Annotated in this window: 15 protein-coding genes; 7 read left to right on the top strand and 8 right to left on the bottom strand. The window is 64.6% G+C overall.

Going from position 1 to position 16,061, the window contains the following annotated elements:
* Positions 1-23: 23 nt before the first annotated feature.
* Positions 24-410, bottom strand: a complete 387-nt coding sequence (locus QA645_RS15920) for a response regulator (protein ID WP_283051403.1) — start codon at positions 408-410, stop codon at positions 24-26.
* Between the two features lie 238 nt (positions 411-648).
* Between QA645_RS15920 and QA645_RS15915 the strand changes: the two genes are divergently transcribed.
* Together QA645_RS15915 and QA645_RS15910 are read left to right on the top strand one after the other, a co-directional pair.
* Positions 649-3,453, top strand: a complete 2,805-nt coding sequence (locus tag QA645_RS15915) for a PAS domain S-box protein (protein WP_283051401.1) — start codon at positions 649-651, stop codon at positions 3,451-3,453.
* 51 nt (positions 3,454-3,504) lie between these two features.
* Positions 3,505-4,500: a P1 family peptidase gene (locus QA645_RS15910; protein WP_283051399.1), complete on the top strand. Its 996-nt coding sequence runs from the start codon at positions 3,505-3,507 to the stop codon at positions 4,498-4,500.
* 15 nt (positions 4,501-4,515) lie between these two features.
* On the opposite strand, the gene QA645_RS15905 is transcribed toward QA645_RS15910, so the two are convergent.
* Positions 4,516-5,349: an EF-hand domain-containing protein gene (locus QA645_RS15905; protein WP_254194397.1), complete on the bottom strand. Its 834-nt coding sequence runs from the start codon at positions 5,347-5,349 to the stop codon at positions 4,516-4,518.
* Between the two features lie 253 nt (positions 5,350-5,602).
* On the opposite strand from QA645_RS15905, the gene rpe reads away from it, so the two are divergent.
* Positions 5,603-6,304 (top strand): ribulose-phosphate 3-epimerase, encoded by a 702-nt coding sequence (gene rpe, locus QA645_RS15900; protein ID WP_283051396.1) that lies wholly within the window; start codon positions 5,603-5,605, stop codon positions 6,302-6,304.
* 711 nt (positions 6,305-7,015) lie between these two features.
* Here the strand turns inward: rpe and QA645_RS15895 are convergent.
* The 5 genes from QA645_RS15895 to QA645_RS15875 form a co-directional block, all read right to left on the bottom strand.
* Positions 7,016-8,449 carry a bifunctional serine/threonine-protein kinase/universal stress protein gene (locus tag QA645_RS15895; protein ID WP_254194399.1) on the bottom strand — a complete coding sequence of 478 codons (1,434 nt, stop codon included), beginning with the start codon at positions 8,447-8,449 and terminating at the stop codon, positions 7,016-7,018.
* A gap of 6 nt (positions 8,450-8,455) precedes the next feature.
* Entirely contained in the window at positions 8,456-9,196 is a 741-nt protein-coding gene (locus QA645_RS15890) for a metallophosphoesterase family protein (protein ID WP_283051393.1), read from the bottom strand.
* 117 nt (positions 9,197-9,313) lie between these two features.
* Positions 9,314-9,919, bottom strand: coding sequence for a hypothetical protein (locus QA645_RS15885; RefSeq protein WP_283051392.1), 606 nt, complete (start codon positions 9,917-9,919; stop codon positions 9,314-9,316).
* Entirely contained in the window at positions 9,912-10,598 is a 687-nt protein-coding gene (locus tag QA645_RS15880; RefSeq protein WP_254132470.1) for a hypothetical protein, read from the bottom strand. Before QA645_RS15880 ends, QA645_RS15885 begins: the two co-directional genes overlap by 8 nt.
* Positions 10,595-11,365: a MotA/TolQ/ExbB proton channel family protein gene (locus QA645_RS15875; protein WP_283051391.1), complete on the bottom strand. Its 771-nt coding sequence runs from the start codon at positions 11,363-11,365 to the stop codon at positions 10,595-10,597. Before QA645_RS15875 ends, QA645_RS15880 begins: the two co-directional genes overlap by 4 nt.
* A gap of 181 nt (positions 11,366-11,546) precedes the next feature.
* Between QA645_RS15875 and QA645_RS15870 the strand changes: the two genes are divergently transcribed.
* The 4 genes from QA645_RS15870 to QA645_RS15855 all read left to right on the top strand — a co-directional run bounded on the left by QA645_RS15870 (position 11,547) and on the right by QA645_RS15855 (position 15,180).
* A complete protein-coding gene (locus QA645_RS15870) occupies positions 11,547-12,914 on the top strand; it encodes a histidine kinase (RefSeq protein WP_283051390.1) in 1,368 nt (455 codons plus the stop codon).
* A gap of 7 nt (positions 12,915-12,921) precedes the next feature.
* A complete protein-coding gene (locus tag QA645_RS15865) occupies positions 12,922-13,572 on the top strand; it encodes a response regulator transcription factor (RefSeq protein WP_283051389.1) in 651 nt (216 codons plus the stop codon).
* Between the two features lie 171 nt (positions 13,573-13,743).
* Complete coding sequence (locus QA645_RS15860) at positions 13,744-14,775, top strand: MBL fold metallo-hydrolase (RefSeq protein WP_283051388.1); 1,032 nt, start codon at positions 13,744-13,746, stop codon at positions 14,773-14,775.
* A 99-nt stretch (positions 14,776-14,874) separates the two neighbouring features.
* Entirely contained in the window at positions 14,875-15,180 is a 306-nt protein-coding gene (locus QA645_RS15855) for a hypothetical protein (RefSeq protein ID WP_283051387.1), read from the top strand.
* A 36-nt stretch (positions 15,181-15,216) separates the two neighbouring features.
* Here the strand turns inward: QA645_RS15855 and QA645_RS15850 are convergent, their stop codons facing one another.
* Entirely contained in the window at positions 15,217-15,804 is a 588-nt protein-coding gene (locus QA645_RS15850) for a TetR family transcriptional regulator (RefSeq protein ID WP_254132476.1), read from the bottom strand.
* Between the last annotated feature and the right edge of the window lie 257 nt (positions 15,805-16,061).

The following is a 16,061-nucleotide window of genomic DNA, read 5'->3' as shown; positions in this document are numbered from 1 at the left end:
GGGCGTTTTCTTTTTCAGTCCGATCAGACGGCTGCGGACAGCTCGTCGCCCGCGGCATCTTGCGCCTTCCGGAGCGCTTGCAGCAGGTCATTCGGCCGAAACGGCTTTTGCAGGCAGACCACGCCGTCCAGGCCGGGTGCCTCGCCCATGAAGTCCAGCGTCGTCATGCCTGATATCGCTACGATCGGAAATCCGGGAACCCGCTCGCGAATGGCGGCCATGACCTCGATACCGCTGGTGTCGGTCAGGAAAATGTCGACAATCGCTGCGTCGAAAACGTCCTCGCCGAAGGCTTTCAGGCCGGCCGCGCCGCTCTCCGCTTCAACGACGTCGAAGCGGTTGACCCGAAGCACGATCGAGACCATGGCGCGGACGTCCTTCTGGTCGTCGACAACAAGGACACGAGGCATGGGAACAACTCCCGGATTCATATCATTAATTGGTTCAATTCAACGGCGGCGTGCGCCAAGGCAGTATGGGTCGGTCCAGTAAAGCCAACCTTACCGATTGCCTATTCCGATTCCCTGTTCGAGTTAAGTAAGCTGTAACCCTCGGTTGAGTCGTGGGCGCTTCCCGTTCGGACACGCGCCCGGAGCCGGCTACCATGAAGACCAAGGCAGCCGGCCAACGAAGTCATGTGGACTACCCATGCCGACCCAGCGAGAGGTCAACGTGCACGCAAAGAACGACCGAAGCACATTCCTGTCGACCTTGCCGGCCGCGCAGAGCGATCGCACTGCAGCATTGGCGATCGTCGGCATCTCCGCGATCCTGTTCGCGCTGACTGTCCCGTTCGCCGGCAGGCCGCTGGCCCAGGTGCCGGCCTTCGTGGCCAGCTACCAGTCGGCGCTCGCCGTGAGCGACATCATCACCGCGGTTCTGCTGCTGTCGCAATTCGCTGTGCTGCGCAGCCGCGCGCTGCTGCTGCTGTCGACCGGCTATCTGTTCACCGCGGCAGCGGCGGTGACCCACGCCCTCACCTTCCCGGGGCTGTTCGCACCGACCGGGCTGTTGGGCGCGAGCACGCAGACCACGGTCTGGCTCTACATGATCTGGCACGGCGGGTTTCCGCTGTTCGTGCTGGCCTATGGCTGGCTCAAGGACGGCAACGGCGATAGCAGGATCGACGGACCGACCGCGCGTCCCATCATGCTCGTCATCCTCGGCGTGATCGTCACGATGGTCGCTATCGCCTGGATTGTCACGGCGCAGCACGATCTGCTGCCGGTCCTGCTCAGGGACGGCCGCTACACCACCACCATGATCGGCGTGGTGTCGTTCGTCTGGTCCTTGAGTTTCGCGGCGCTGGTGACGCTGTGGTTCCGCAAGCCGCATACGGTGATCGACGTCTGGCTCATGGTCACGATGTGTGCCTGGCTGTTCGACATCGCGCTGTCAGCGATCGTCAACGTGGCCCGCTACGATCTCGGCTTCTACGTCGGTCGCCTCTACGGCCTCCTTGCCGCGAGCTTCGTGCTCGCCGTGCTGCTGATCGAGAACGTCCGCCTCCAGGCGCACACCGTTGGCCTCGTCGGCCGGCTGCGCGAGCAATCGGCGTCAGATCGCGACTTCTACACAAAACGTCTCGCGCTGTATGGCGCCGTTGTCGAGTCTTCCAACGATGCGATCATCACCGAATCGCTCGACGGCATCATCACCGGCTGGAACAAGGCCGCCGAGCATCTGTTCGGCTATTCCGCGAGCGAGGCGGTCGGCCAATCGATCTATCTCGTGGTGCCGGAGGACCGGAGGGCCGAAGCCAGGGGCATGCTCAACCGCGTCAGCAGCAACGAGTCGATCGCCCAGCACGAGACGGTCCGCACCCGCAAGGACGGCCGTCAACTCGACGTCGTCCTGAACGTCTCGCCGCTGCGATCGGACAACGGGCAAATCATCGGCGCATCCAAGATCGCCCACGACATCACCGAGGAAAAGCAATCGCGCGAGAAGCTGCGCCGCGAAACCGAGGAGCGCCAGCGCATCTTCGAAACCTCGCGCGACCTGATCCTCGTCACCGACGGTTTCGGCAATTTCATCCAGGTCAGCCCGAGCGTGAAGGACATTCTCGGCCTGAGCCCGGAAGACATGATCGGGCTTAGCGCGACCGACTTCATCCATCCCGACGACCTCGAGAATACGCGCAGCGAGATGCGCGCGGCGCGCCGCGGCCAGACCAAGCGCAGCTTCGAGGCGCGCTACTACCATTTCGATGGTCACGAGGTCTCGCTGAACTGGATGGGGACCTGGTCCGAGCCGGTGAAGCGCCATTTCTTCATCGGTCGCGACCTGACCGAGAAGCAGGCTGCGGAAGCCCAGTTCCGGCAGGCGCAGAAGATGGATTCGATCGGTCAGCTGACCGGCGGCGTCGCCCACGATTTCAACAACGTGCTCACCGTCATCACCGGCACGATCGGGATCCTGGCGGATGCGGTTGCCGACCGGCCAGAGCTCGCCGCCATCACCAAGCTGATCGATGATGCCGCCGAGCGCGGTGCGCAACTGACCAAGCACCTGCTCGCCTTCGCCCGCAAGCAGCCGCTTCAGCCGCGCGAGATCGACGTCAATGCGCTGACGCTGGAGGCGGCCAAGCTGCTGCACCCGACACTCGGCGAGCAGATCTCGATCATGCCGCAGCTCACCGAGGATGCCTGGCCCGCCCTGGTCGATCCGGGCCAGCTCTCCACCGCGATCCTCAATCTCGCGCTGAACGCCCGCGATGCGATGCCCGACGGCGGCACGCTGGTGCTGGAGACCCGCAACATCTTCCTCGACGACGGCTATGCCAGCATGAATCCCGACGTCGTCGCCGGCAATTACGTGATGATCGCGGTCAGCGACACCGGCTCGGGCATTCCGGCGGAGCTGATCGAACGGGTGTTCGACCCCTTCTTCACCACCAAGGAAGTCGGCAAGGGCACCGGCCTCGGCCTCAGCATGGTGTTCGGCTTCGTCAAGCAAACCGGCGGCCACATCAAGATCTACAGCGAGGAGGGCCACGGCACGAGCGTGAAGATCTACCTGCCGCGCTCCACCGGCGTGCAGGAGACCGAATACGAGGCGCTCCAGAACGTACCCATCACCGGCGGCGACGAGAGAATCCTCGTCGTCGAGGACGACGCACTGGTTCGGCAGTATGTCATGACCCAGGTCAAGAGCCTCGGCTACACCGCGCTCGAAGCGGCCAACGCGGCCGAAGCCCTCGTCATCATCGATGCCGACAAGGACATCGACCTGCTCTTCACCGACGTGATCATGCCCGGCAACATGAACGGCCGCCAGCTCGCCGACGAGGCGGCGCGGCGACGTCCCGAGCTGAAGACGCTGTTCACCTCAGGCTATACGGAAAACGCCATCGTCCATCACGGCCGGCTCGATTCCGGCGTGCTGCTGCTGGCAAAGCCCTATCGCAAGTCGGAGCTCGCCAAGATGCTCAGGACGGCGCTGGCGAGTTGAGCCTGCCGCCCGGCTGCGCTATCGCTGAGACGATGCAGCGGAGTGCCGTCCTTGAAAAACCTCCTCACCGATATCGCCGGCGTCCGCGTCGGCCATGCCCATGATGCAAAACTCGCCTCGGGCACGACGGCAATCGTGTTCGACCAGCCGGCGGTGGCGGCGATCGATGTCCGCGGCGGCGGCCCCGGCACGCGCGAAGACACGATGCTCGACCTTGCCAGCACACAGGATCGCGTCGATGCGATCGCGCTGTCCGGCGGTTCCGCCTTCGGGATCGAGGCCGGCGGCGGCGTGCAAGCCTGGCTCGCCGAACAAGGCCGCGGTCTCAATATCCGTGGCGCGTTGATTCCCCTGGTGCCGGGCGCGATCCTGTTCGACCTGCTCAATGGCGGCGACAAGGCGTGGGGCCGCTTCGCGCCCTATCGCGATCTCGGCTACGCCGCGGCCGTCTCTACCGGGACGGAGTTCGCGCTCGGCAGCGTCGGCGCCGGCTTCGGTGCCACCACCGCGACGTTCAAGGGCGGGCTCGGCTCGGCATCCGCCGTCACCAGCAGCGGCGTTACGGTCGCAGCGCTGATCGCCGTCAATGCAGTCGGCAGCGCCACCGTCGGCGATGGGCCGTGGTTCTGGGCGGCCCCGTTCGAGGTCAACAACGAGTTCGGCGGCCGCGGCCTGCCTGCTGCGTTCACGGACGACATGCTCAGGATGCGCATCAAGGGTGGCCCCGCCGCAACCGAGCGCGAGAACACCACGATCGGCGTCGTCGTCACCGATGCGGTGCTGACCAAGCCCCAGGCCAAACGGCTGGCGATGATCGCGCATACCGGCTTCGCGCGCGCGATCTATCCGGTCCATGCCCCGACCGATGGTGACGTGCTGTTCGCCGCCGCGACCTGTGCGAAGCTGATCGATCCGCTTATCGGCATGACCGAGCTCGGCATGGTCGCTGCCAACGTCGTCGCGCGTGCGATCGCCCGCGGCATCTACAGCGCAACCGCGCTGCCGTTCCCGGGCGCGCTGCCGGCGTGGAAGGATCGGTTCGGCTAGGACCTCAGAGCGCGCTTACACGCTCATCGACATCGAGGAAGAGGCCGAGGCAGCGGACGATCCCTGCCCCTGGCGCTGCATCATCTGCGCAAACCAGTCATAGGGCGAATTGCCTGCACCCGAGCCATTCGAAGAGCTGGAAGCGCCCGGGACCGTCGTCGTCATCTTGAAGCCGTCGGCATAGGTGACGGTGGTGGTGGTCGAACCATCGGCGCCGGTCGTCGTGGTCGAGGTCGACCCGCCGCTCGACGAGGACGACGAGGAATCCGAGCCGCTGCCCGACGCATCGTCCGAGCTGCTCGCGGCCTGCGCATGATGGTGGCCGCCGTGATGGCCGCTGCCCTTCAGCGCCTTCGACATCTCGTCGAGGCTGACGCTGCCGTCGGAATTGCCATCGAGCTTGGAGAACACGTCGTCGGCCTGCGCCAGATTGGTGCCGCCGGCGCCCAGTGCGTTCTCGAACTCGGACTTGCTGATCTGGCCGTCGCCATTGGCGTCGAGCTGCGAGAACAGATCCTTCAACGCATCGTCCCGGCTCGTCGACGTCGAGGACGTCGCGCTCGACGATGTGGAGCTGGTCGAGCTGGACGTAGCACTCGTGCTGTCCGACGACTGGCTTTGCGCGGCGATCAGCGCGCTCATCGTCTCCGGCGAGATCTGCGCGCAATTGCCGGAATTGACCGACGAGGTCGCGCCACTGCTGGTGCTGTTGCTGCTGGTGTCGATCGCGAACGGATCGGTCGCGCCTTGCGACGACCCCGTCTTCTGGGTCGACGACGAGGACTTCGAGTTCGTCAGCGATTGAATCGCATCAAGCGCACTCGAGACGGCGCCAAGCGCAAACAACATTGCACAACTCCAACCCATGCGGCATGCCGCAGCCAATGTTCTGGCCGTCAGGTCAGCAAGCGACGTGCCAGCGCGAAAAGCTCAATGAAATCCGTGTCCGCCTCGCTTCTCAGGACCGGGGAACATCGGCAATTCGTGCCGCCGACGGCAGAATTTTCCGCCCACAGGAAGCTCGCCCTCCCTGCATTGCCCGGCTGAGAGGCCCATGTTAGGCGAGGCCATTCGCCCCCATGCCGCCACGGGAAACAGCGCCATGACCCAAGCCTTCGCCCCTCGCCCCCTGGCAATCGCGCCCTCGATCCTGGCCTCGGATTTCTCCAGGCTCGGCGAGGAGGTGCGCGCGGTGGACGCCGCGGGCGCCGACTGGATCCATCTCGACGTGATGGACGGCCACTTCGTTCCCAATATTTCGTACGGCCCCGACGTCATCAAGGCGATGCGCCCGCACACCAAGAAGGTGTTCGACGCGCATCTGATGATCTCGCCCTGCGATCCCTATCTCGAGGCCTTTGCCAAGGCCGGCTGCGACCACATCACCGTGCATGCCGAAGCGGGTCCGCATTTGCACCGCTCGCTCCAGGCGATCCGCGCGCTCGGCAAGAAGGCGGGCGTCTCGCTCAATCCGGGCACGCCGATCAGCGTGCTCGAATACGTGATCGACCTGGTCGACCTCGTGCTGGTGATGTCGGTCAATCCGGGCTTCGGCGGCCAGGCCTTCATCCGCTCCGCGATCGGCAAGGTCAGCGACATCCGCGCGATGATTGCCGGCCGGCCGATCGACATCGAGGTCGATGGCGGCGTCGGCCCCGACAATGCGGGCGCGCTGGCCGCGGCCGGCGCCAATGCCTTCGTCGCCGGCACCTCCGTGTTCAGAGGCGGCACGCAGGACGCCTACAGGACCAACATCGCGGCGATCCGCAACGCGGCGCTCGGGGCCCGCGGCGAAGCGATCTGATCCACACGCCATCGCTCGTTTAACCGGCAAGGGTCGCGACTCGTCGCGACCCTTGGCGCGCCGCAGCGCGCAATGGTTAAAATTACAACCTCTTTCCGTACTCCTCCGGACTTCCCTGATTCGCGCAAATCACTGCTAGTGATTCTTGCCTGTTTTCACGGGAGCACATCATGACGACGACCCTGGTTTGGACTGGCGTGGCGTTGTGGCTTGGTTTTTGTGCGTTTGTTGTGTTTGGCCCGTCGGCCGGACCAGTGCAGGTCCCGGTACGATCGGTTCGTAACATCCGTCGCGACCGGATCTGACACCGTGCAATTCGCACTCGTGAAGCGTCAGCCGAAACGCAGGTGCCGTCTCCCGCGGCGTCCGCATCCGGATCTCGATTTCTTCTTCGGCCGGCTCGAACGCCCCGAAGGCGATATGCGCGAGGATCCGGTCGCCGACACGGCGGACCTCGACTACCCGCTCCGGTCACCACACCGGTACTGAAATTCTAAACTGGACTCTGAACTAATGAAGCCGCACTGCCCGAACTGCCTGAAGGAAATGACCAAAGCGTCAGCGTCGCGTAACCTCTTCAATTGCGAACCCTGCCGCGAGATCATTCAGTACTTCGGCGGCGGCGCGGATCACGGCGAGCCCGGACCTCAATTCTCCTGGCCGATCCGCCGCAAGCGTTCGGTCCAAACCGCCTGCGCGGCGTGATCGTCCCTAGCCCCACACCACGCCGGCGTCTGGTTTCGCCGCAGCCATCCGCGGCGGCCGCACCACGGTGACGGTGCAGGTCGCCTCCGCAGCCACCTTGGCCGAGACGCTGCCGAGCCAGGTGCGCCTGAACGAATTCTGCCGCGCCCCGATGATGAGATGGTCGACCGAGTTCATCTCGGCGAATTCCAGCAGGGCCGTGGCGGGATCGACGGCTTCCAGCACATGAACCGACAGCCGGCTTTCGTCGAGCTTCAAGGGCGTAGCCCAATGCCGGAGCGCGACGAGGCGGTCGATGTGCTTGTTGGAGCCCTGCTCGTCCAGCGTCTTGTCGACGGCAATGCGATTGAGCTTCAGCACGTTGACACAGGTGAGCCGTGCTGACGGCAAGGTTGTCAGGATGCGTTCCGTGGTGACCCGCAGCGCCTCGTTCAGCTCCGGCGCACCCTCCGCCGTGTCGAGCGCGACCGCGACGATCGGGCTCATCGCCATTTGCGTCGCGAGGTCCGATCTCGCACCCGGCTGTTTGACGTCGGGATTGAAACGGCGCCGCCAGGCGACACTGAGCGGATCGCGCTTCGTCCGCTCCGCGCGCGCGGTGAGCTTGACCAGGTCCGGATGGGTCAGATCGAAGGCGAGCTGCGCGGCCGTCGGATAGCGCCAGTCCGGCTCGATCTCGAGGCACCGCAGCACCACCTCCTGGAGCCAGGGCGGATAGTCCGGACGAAGTGCGCGCGGCGGATAGGGATCACGCCACAGCCGGCGCCGGATCGCGCGCAGCGTCTCACCCTCGCCGAACGGACGTTCGCCGGTGGTGAAGAAATACAGCAGCACGCCGAGCGAGAACAGATCGCTGCGCGGATCGTCGCGCACGCCCCGAAGCCGCTCCGGCGCCATATAGGGCGCAGTGCCGTAAGGCAGGCGGAACTCCGCCTGCAAGAGATCGGGCAGATGGTTGTGATGCGACAGGCCGAAGTCGATCAGCACCGCCTCACCATCGTCCCGGAACATGATGCTGCTCGGCTTGATGTCGTGATGGATCACGTTCTGCCGGTGCAGATCGGCGAGCGCGGTCGCGATCTTCGCGACGAGCAGCCGGACTTCGTCGTAAGGCAGCGGCAGGTCGGGCAGCCGCTTGTAGAGTGTCGTCCCCGAAATGCGCTCGATCACGGCGTAGGCCTGATGCGCGAAATCGCCGGTGCCGTAGCAATGCGGCACATGGGGTCCCGTCAGGCGGGGCAGGATCATCATCTCCATCTCGAAGGAGACGATCGCCGCCGGGTCCTCGCCCTCGGACGCTCGCGGAATCTTCATCAGCAGCGGCGCGTCGATATCGGCACGCGTGACGGTCCAGAGCGTCGCCATGCCGCCGGCATGCACGCATTCGCCGATGGTGTAGCCGTCGATGACGGCGCCGGGTTTGACCAGGGGTATCGGCATCGGCTTCTAGCGCCCCTCCGACAGCCGGTCGGCGAGCCAGTGCGGCAGGCCGTTCGCACGGATCCGGCTCGCCGCGGTCGCGACGTCATAGGGCGCGCGGCAATACGTGACCTGGCATGAGACCGTATCGAACAGCGCGAACGCCGCCGATGGATCACCGTCACGCGGCTGGCCGACCGCGCCGAGCACGGCCAGCCATTGCCGCCCGCGCAGGAGCGGCACGGACACATCGGTCTTCGGCACGAGTCCCGTCATCTTTGCCGTCACCGACATCGAATAGAGCGCGGGACGGTGAATGTGGCCGCAGAAGGTGACGTGGGCGGGGGTCGATATCAGGCTCCTGGCGGCGTCCGCCGTCGAGCGAATGTAGTGCCAGCGCTGGGGATGAGACGCCTCCGAGTGCACGAACAGACGGTCACCGTCCTCGACGAGCATCGGCAGCTCGGCGAGAAACCGGCGCTGCGCGGCGTCGAGCCGTCCGCGCGTCCATTCCATGGCGATCTGGGCTTCATTGTTCATGGTTTCGGACGAGGAGTTCACAGCCTGGTCGTGATTACCGCGGACGGCGACGGCCCCCTGGGCGACCAGCTCCATCGCGGTATCCACGACCCATTCCGGATCGGCACCATAGCCGACGAAATCGCCGAGCATGACGAAGCGCTCCGCCCCCCTGGCGCGGGCCGCCTTCAGGCATGCCTCGAACGCCTGCCGGTTGCCGTGGATATCCGAGAAGACAGCGAGAAGCACGCACCCTCCACCCTCAAACTCCTAATTGACGCCGATAAAGCCAATTTGAGGGAGGCGGGCAAGATGCGCCAGCGCGGGGCGGTTGACCAGCGCCGCGCTGACGTGATGGTGAAGAGCCTATTCCTCGTCCTTGGGCGGCATCCGGGGCGGCGGCAGCGGCGTGAAGACCGCTCCCTGCGCGCCGGCCGGCGGGGCGCTGAACTCCCCGGTCGAGGAATCGCCGCCGCTGGTCTCGAGGATGACCTTGGGCGTCACATATTCCCGGACCATGTCGATCAGGCTGCCCTCGCCGCCGCCGAAATCCGCCGCGCGTCCGCCTTGCGGGTGGCCCGCAGCGATCTCGTTCTCGGCTGCATGGGTCTTGTCGGCCAGGGTGTCGTTGTAGGGGACGCGGAAGGCACGCGGGATGCCGCTCGGACGATGATCCTCGTCGACTTCTTCGACCCAGAGATAAATCGAGCCGGGATCGCCCTCCAGCGAATGCGGCTCGACGATCCGCGCCTTGAGCAGCTTGAAGTTGGCAGGCAGCCGGTCGGTGCTGGCCCAGCCGAGCAGCCCGCGCATTTCGGTGAAGCTGACGACATAGAAGGCGCTGGTCACCACCACTGCGACAGCCTTGAGCGACCAGTGCAGCCGCGCATAGACCAGCACGACCAGCAGCAGCGCACCGATCACGGCATAGGCAACAGACAGCGTGAGGATGACCGTCTGCAGATTAATCACGGCGGATCCTCTTTACGTTCGCGCTCACACCGGTGCTCGGGTCGAGATCGGCCCCATTGCGCCAGGTGCTGCGAAAGGTCTCCATCAGCGATTTCGGCCTTTGGCTGACATCGATGACCTTGCCCTCGGCATCGAGCCGGAACCGCACTGCGGTCTTCTCGTCGCCGGTGTGGTCGAGCGTGAACTTGTTGTCGAAGACCACCTGGGCGGTCGGGTTGAGCTTCTGCACCTTCACATTGGCCGTCACCGGCTCGCCGGTCGTGGCGACGAAATGCGAGACGTTGACGGTGTATTCACCGGGCACGATACCGCGCAACGTCACGATCTCCTCGCGAATGGGCGAAGCGATCTTCTTGCCGGCGACCATGATGAAATCGTTGGCCCCGCCGCGGTCGTCGCGGTCGAGCGTGAGAAAGCCGGCCTCGCGGTGGCGATACCAAGCGATGTTGCCGGCGGGGTCCTGCACGAACAGGTCGAGATCGTCCGGGTGATTGTCCGGCCAGTCCAGCGTGATCATGAACTCGGCCTTGGAGTCGATCTTGCCCTCCTTGGCGTCCGGGGAGACCGCAAGCAGAGCAAGGAAGAACAGGAAGGCGACCACCTGGAGCGCCTTGAACAACATCACGCCCAAGGGATCGAACTGCTCCTCGCGCGGATAGAGACCGAAATCATCCATCATGACGGCGTTCCAGCACCTTTGCGCTCGAGCACCGGCGTCACATAGGTCTCGGTCAGCACCACGGCATCGGAGAACACCCGCTGGGTCGCGGAATCCAGCATGTAATACTGGACGCGGACCAGGATGGAACCGACGAGGCCGGCCAGCGTCGTGTACATCGCAACCGCCATGCCGTCGCTCATCAGCCCCATCGAGGAGCGCATCGCGACCTTGTCGGCGGCATCCAGTCCGGCGATCGGCGCCAGCATGATGATGAAGCCGATGATGGTGCCGAGCAGGCCGAGCTTCATCAGCGTGTCGGAGACGAAGGCTCCGAACCCGTTGGAGCCGCGGAGCCGGTCGGCGAGCGTCCGTAGCAGCAGCGTCTGATCGACCGGCCGGTAATCCTGCGCGGCGGCCTTGGTGACGAGGCTCTCGATGTGATCCCGCACCAACCCGCGCGGCAGCGCAGGCGCGCTCGCATCGAGCACCTTGCTGCCATCAGGCGCCGCCAGCACTGTGCGGCACCGCCGTGCAGCCGCCCCCTCACGCGCGATCGCCCGCGTACGCAGGAAGCAATGACCGCAGGTCAGGATATAGAGCACCGCGATCACGCTCGAAATGTAGGTGCGGTCCGAGGTCAGCATCAGATGGATCAGGCCGAACCGCCACAGCAGCACCACGGCAAAGATCGATAGCCCTGTGAAGATCATCCAGAACAGCAGCGCGCTGCGCTCGGATGGGTCGGTCGCCGTGTTCGCGATCGGTCCAATCGTCATCGAACTCATGCTGCACTGCTCCTGACCTGCGATTCCACCCCGATTAGATCAAAGCCGCCGCGTCCGGTCCAAAGACCCATGCCCAATCCGGCTTGGGAAATTTGCCCGAACTGCAATCTTGCGGTGCCCTGCAATTGGCAAGGCGCGACGGCGTTGTTAGGCTGAGCTTACCAAACTTTGGGGTGATCGCATGCGCCTCGTGCTTCAGCTTGTCGCCCGTCTGCTTCTCATCGTTGCGCTCTGCCTGGGCGCGGCGACCCTATGGGCCACGTTCGATGCCTATCGCAGCGTCGACCGGGCGACTGCGACGTCCGCGCAGCGGGTCGCGCAGGCGCTTCAGGGGCTGTATTGGCACGAGCTCTTGCTGCGCAGCAGCAGAATGCGCGAGCATCTCATGCCGGTTCCGGAGTGGCGAACGCTGGAAACGATGAAGCTGATCTCGCCCGGCGTCTGCGTCGAGTTCCAGCCGGCGACTGCATTCGAAAAGCCGCTGTGCGGCCAGAGCCAGGGGATCGGCAGGGTGCCGCCACGCTGGTTCGCGTCCATCGTTCCGACCTTCCTCGGTAGCCACGCCGAGGTGGTACGGCCGGTCAGCCCCCGGGCGGCAGCCGCCGGAACGGTAGTTGCGACACCGGATCAAGCGGCCGCAATCTCGCTCGCCTGGGAGTACATTCTCAACGTGATCGACGTCGCGCTGCTGATGGCGGCGGCGATCGCCCTGCTCGCCTCGCTCGCGATCGCGCACACGCTGGCACCGGCGCGGGCCATTGTGCTTGCCCTGCAACGCATGGCGCGCGGCCAGTATCGCACCAAGCTGCCGCGCTTCCGCTCCATGGAGCTCGGGATGATCGGCGGGGCCGTCGATGCGCTGGGCAGCCGGCTGGAAGAATCCGTCGAACAACGCGCGGCGCTGACGCGGCGCCTGATCGAGATCCGCGACGACGAGCGGCGCGCGCTCGCCCGCGAACTGCACGACGAGTTCGGGCAAAATCTCTCCGCCATCCTCGCTTTCGCCAACACGATCGAGACGGCGAGTACGAAAGACAGGGATCATGGCGTCGCGCAGGACGCGCGCATGATCTCGCAGGCCACGCACCATCTGATGGCCTCGCTGCGCGATGCACTGAAGCGCCTGCGCAATCCCCTGCCCGAGGAGCTCGGGCTGGAAGCCAGCCTCGTCAATCTCGTCGACAGCTGGCGCTCGCAGAGCGCGACGCAGCCGACGATCCAGCTCGACCTCAAGGGCGACCTCACCGACATCAGCGGTCCGGCCGCCACGACCGCCTATCGCGTCGCCCAGGAATGCCTGACCAATGCGCTGCGCCACGGTGCGGCCCGCGAGATCTCGTTGCACGTCGAACGCTGCGCAGGCGAGGACGATGCGCTGCTGATCCGCGTCGAGGATGACGGCGGCGGCGATGCGGCGCGCGTGGCGCGCTCGGCCGGTTTCGGCCTCACCGGCATCCGCGAGCGTGTCGCAGCCGCCGGCGGATCATTGTCGATCCTGCCCGCAAGCCGCGGGCTCAGCGTCGCCGCGACGATCCCGCTTGCCGCATGAGGCCGTCATGAGCGAGGTCGCAGCAACAGGCATCGCGGTGCTGCTGGTCGACGACCATCCGATCGTCCGTCAGGGCTACCGGCGCGTGCTGGAGAGCCAGGGTGATCTCCACGTCGTAGCGGAAGCCGACAATGCCGCCGACGCCTACGGCGCCTTCAAGACGCACGACCCCGACGTCGTCGTGATGGACATCTCGATGCCCGGCGCCAGTGGGCTCGAGGCGATCCGCAACATCCGCGCGCGCAATGCGCGGGCACGGATCCTCGTCTTCACCATGCACAACGAGGCCGTGCTGGTGAAAGCCGCCTTCAGTGCCGGCGCTTCCGGCTTCGTCACCAAGAGCAGCGCGCCCTTCGCCGTCGTCAACGCCATCCGCAGCGTCGCCCGCGGCGAGCGCGCCATGAGCGACGACATCGCGCATGTCCTGGCCGAGGACAGCCTGTCGACAGGCTCGGCGCTGGATCAGTTGGGCGAGCGCGAGATCGAGATCTTGCGCCAGTTCGCCGGCGGCGCCACCACCGAAGAGATCGCGACGCATCTCAATCTCAGCGTCAAGACGGTCCAGAATTATCACTATCTGATCAAGACCAAGACCGGCACACGCACGGATGCGCAGCTCGTGCGGCTGGCGGCAAGCTGTGGATTGACCAGGATTTAAAGCTTAGCGACGACGTGCTCGCATAAGTTCCCAAGGCCCCTCATCAAAGCTCTGCTGCCCCAACGAAGGTCTCCAGCCTCCCTCAGATTGTGCTAGGCTCGATCGCCGGCACGGCATCGAAGCCACCCTCGTTCCCGTTGTATGTTTCGCACAACAGCAGGAGACGCTTCCATGAACATCAGGGACAGTCTTCTTGCAGCACTGATCGCCTTCAGCGTTTTCGCGAGCGGCCCCACCGAAAGCGCGGCAACCGAGGCGAAAGACCAGATCACCATTCTTTATGACGCCTTCGGCACCAATGACGCGATGACAAAGGACTGGGGCTTCTCCGCCCTCGTCGAAGTCGCGGGAAAACGCATCTTGTTCGACACGGGTAACAACCCCGAAATCTTCGCTGCAAACGTGAAGGCCAAGCGTGTCAACCTCTCGGACCTCGATTTCGTCGTTCTTTCGCACCGCCACTCCGATCACATGGCGGGTTTGTCCTACGTCCTGAGCGTCAATCCGACCGTCAAGATCTACGCGCCGAAGGAAGGATTTGGCATCTACGGCTCTTCGCTGCCGTCCGGCTTCTTCCGGAAGGACGAGGCCTTGCCGCCGGAGATGCGGTACTATGGAGGCAAGCCCCCAGCGGTGATAAAATCTGGCTCGGCATGGGCCAATGCAAGCTTCGAGCTGATCGATCAAACGACCGAAATTGCTCCAGGTATCACGCTTATTTCGCTGATCTCCGACGTGCCCGGGACGAGAGAACTCAAGGAGCTATCTTTGGCCGTCAACACCGCAGAAGGCGTAGTCCTTCTGGTCGGTTGTTCGCACCCCGGGATCGAGCGCATTGTCGAAGCGGCAACCGCCATCAATCCCAGGATTCATCTCATCGCCGGTGGATTTCATCTGGTCGTCGCACCCGACGAGGCCATCGCGAAAGTCGTTACCGCTCTGAAGGACAGATTCAAGGTCGACGCCGTCGCACCGGGACATTGCACCGGTGAGCCGACTTTTGCCGCGCTCAAGCAGGCGTTCGGCGACAACTATCTCTATGCCGGTCTCGGCACGTCGATTTCGGTTGGAACGAGTGGGAATACCAGACGCGGGGAGGGTCCGACGCTTGACGACCTTGCGACGTACCGCAGACTGGCCGGGCGCGAGGACCCGTTCGGCATATTGCGGTCGCGCAACTTGCGGTCGGGATCCGCGCTCTAGCACATCGGCGCGGTTCGCATTTTATCCAACGCTTGAGCCGAGCGGAATGGAACCGACACCGTCGCGCGTTTGTTGGCAGCAGAGTGAAGGAGTTGCGCCATGAGTAAGGCTATGCACCGAACGCTCGTCGATCCTCCGCTCCTCACCGTGGGCGACCTCATCGACGAACTCTGCCGCCTGCCGGATACGGCGGTCGTCCACTTCCGCTGCCCCGCGCTCGATCAGGAGCTTACATTCCACCACCTTCGGAGGCAGTCAAAGAACATCGTCGAAATCGCGGTGAATGCATATCCGCAGAGCCCGCCGGTTGTCCCATCCGCCGACGCCGCTTTTCACGCACGAAAACAATCGCCCCCCTCGCCTTCTCTTCGCGAGGACACCCTTCTGCGCAAGGCGAAAGGCTGAAGCGACGATTGCGCGCTTTGGTGGGAGGGTGTCGGCCTAGGCTGCCTTCAATCCGCGCAGCAACAGCGCAAGCGTCGCGTCGACGCGCGCGGGCAGATCGGCATCTTTCCACTCGTCGGCATGGGCCGGATGGTGGAAGCGGCAGGTCGCATCGAACAGCGCGCGTGCGGTGGTCTTGACGTCGTCCACGGCGAACACGCCCTGCTTGACGCCGTCGGTCAGGATCGCCGCGATCTGATCGATCATCGTGTCCTTGTGACACTTGACCGCCGCGCAGGCCTCGCGCGCCAGCGTGAGATAGGTCTCGAACATCTCGGGGTCGTCGAGCACGCGCGAACGCTTGGCGGCGAACAGCGTGCGCAGCCAGCGGTCTAGCCTGTCGGGCGCAGGGCCCTGCTCCTTGGTGATCGCCAGCAAAGGCGCGTCGATGCGGTCGAGCCAGCGCTTGGCGACGGCCTCGCGCAGCGAAGCCTTGCTCGGGAAATGGCGATAGACGCTGCCGTGGCTCACATCGAGCGCACGGGCAACGTCGACCACGGTGGCCTTGGCAAGTCCGTAGCGCCGCAACACGTCCTCGGTGACTTCGAGGATCCGCTCCGGCGTCAAGACAACAGCTTCATTCATGCCAGCACCATGTTCCCGTTCAGGGTCCAGTTACCCGGCGATGGATGCTTACCGAAGCGCCCATACCGGTCGGTTCGGAAAGCTCTCGCCTTAATGAGGCAGTTTTGCAGCCTGCGCCGCGATCTGGCGCGCAACCAGTAAATTGAGCCAATGCCCAATCGTCCCGGTGAGATTGATGATTTCAGTCGTCATTGTCGTAAGTCTCCATTCGTCCGCGGCCCTCGTCCTTGAATGACGACCCTCGACCCGGTGTTGTT

The organism is Bradyrhizobium sp. CIAT3101, assembly GCF_029714945.1.
GTDB lineage: Bacteria > Pseudomonadota > Alphaproteobacteria > Rhizobiales > Xanthobacteraceae > Bradyrhizobium.
The sequence above is the reverse complement of the archived record's forward strand: the minus strand, read 5'-3'. Positions and strand labels throughout refer to the sequence as shown.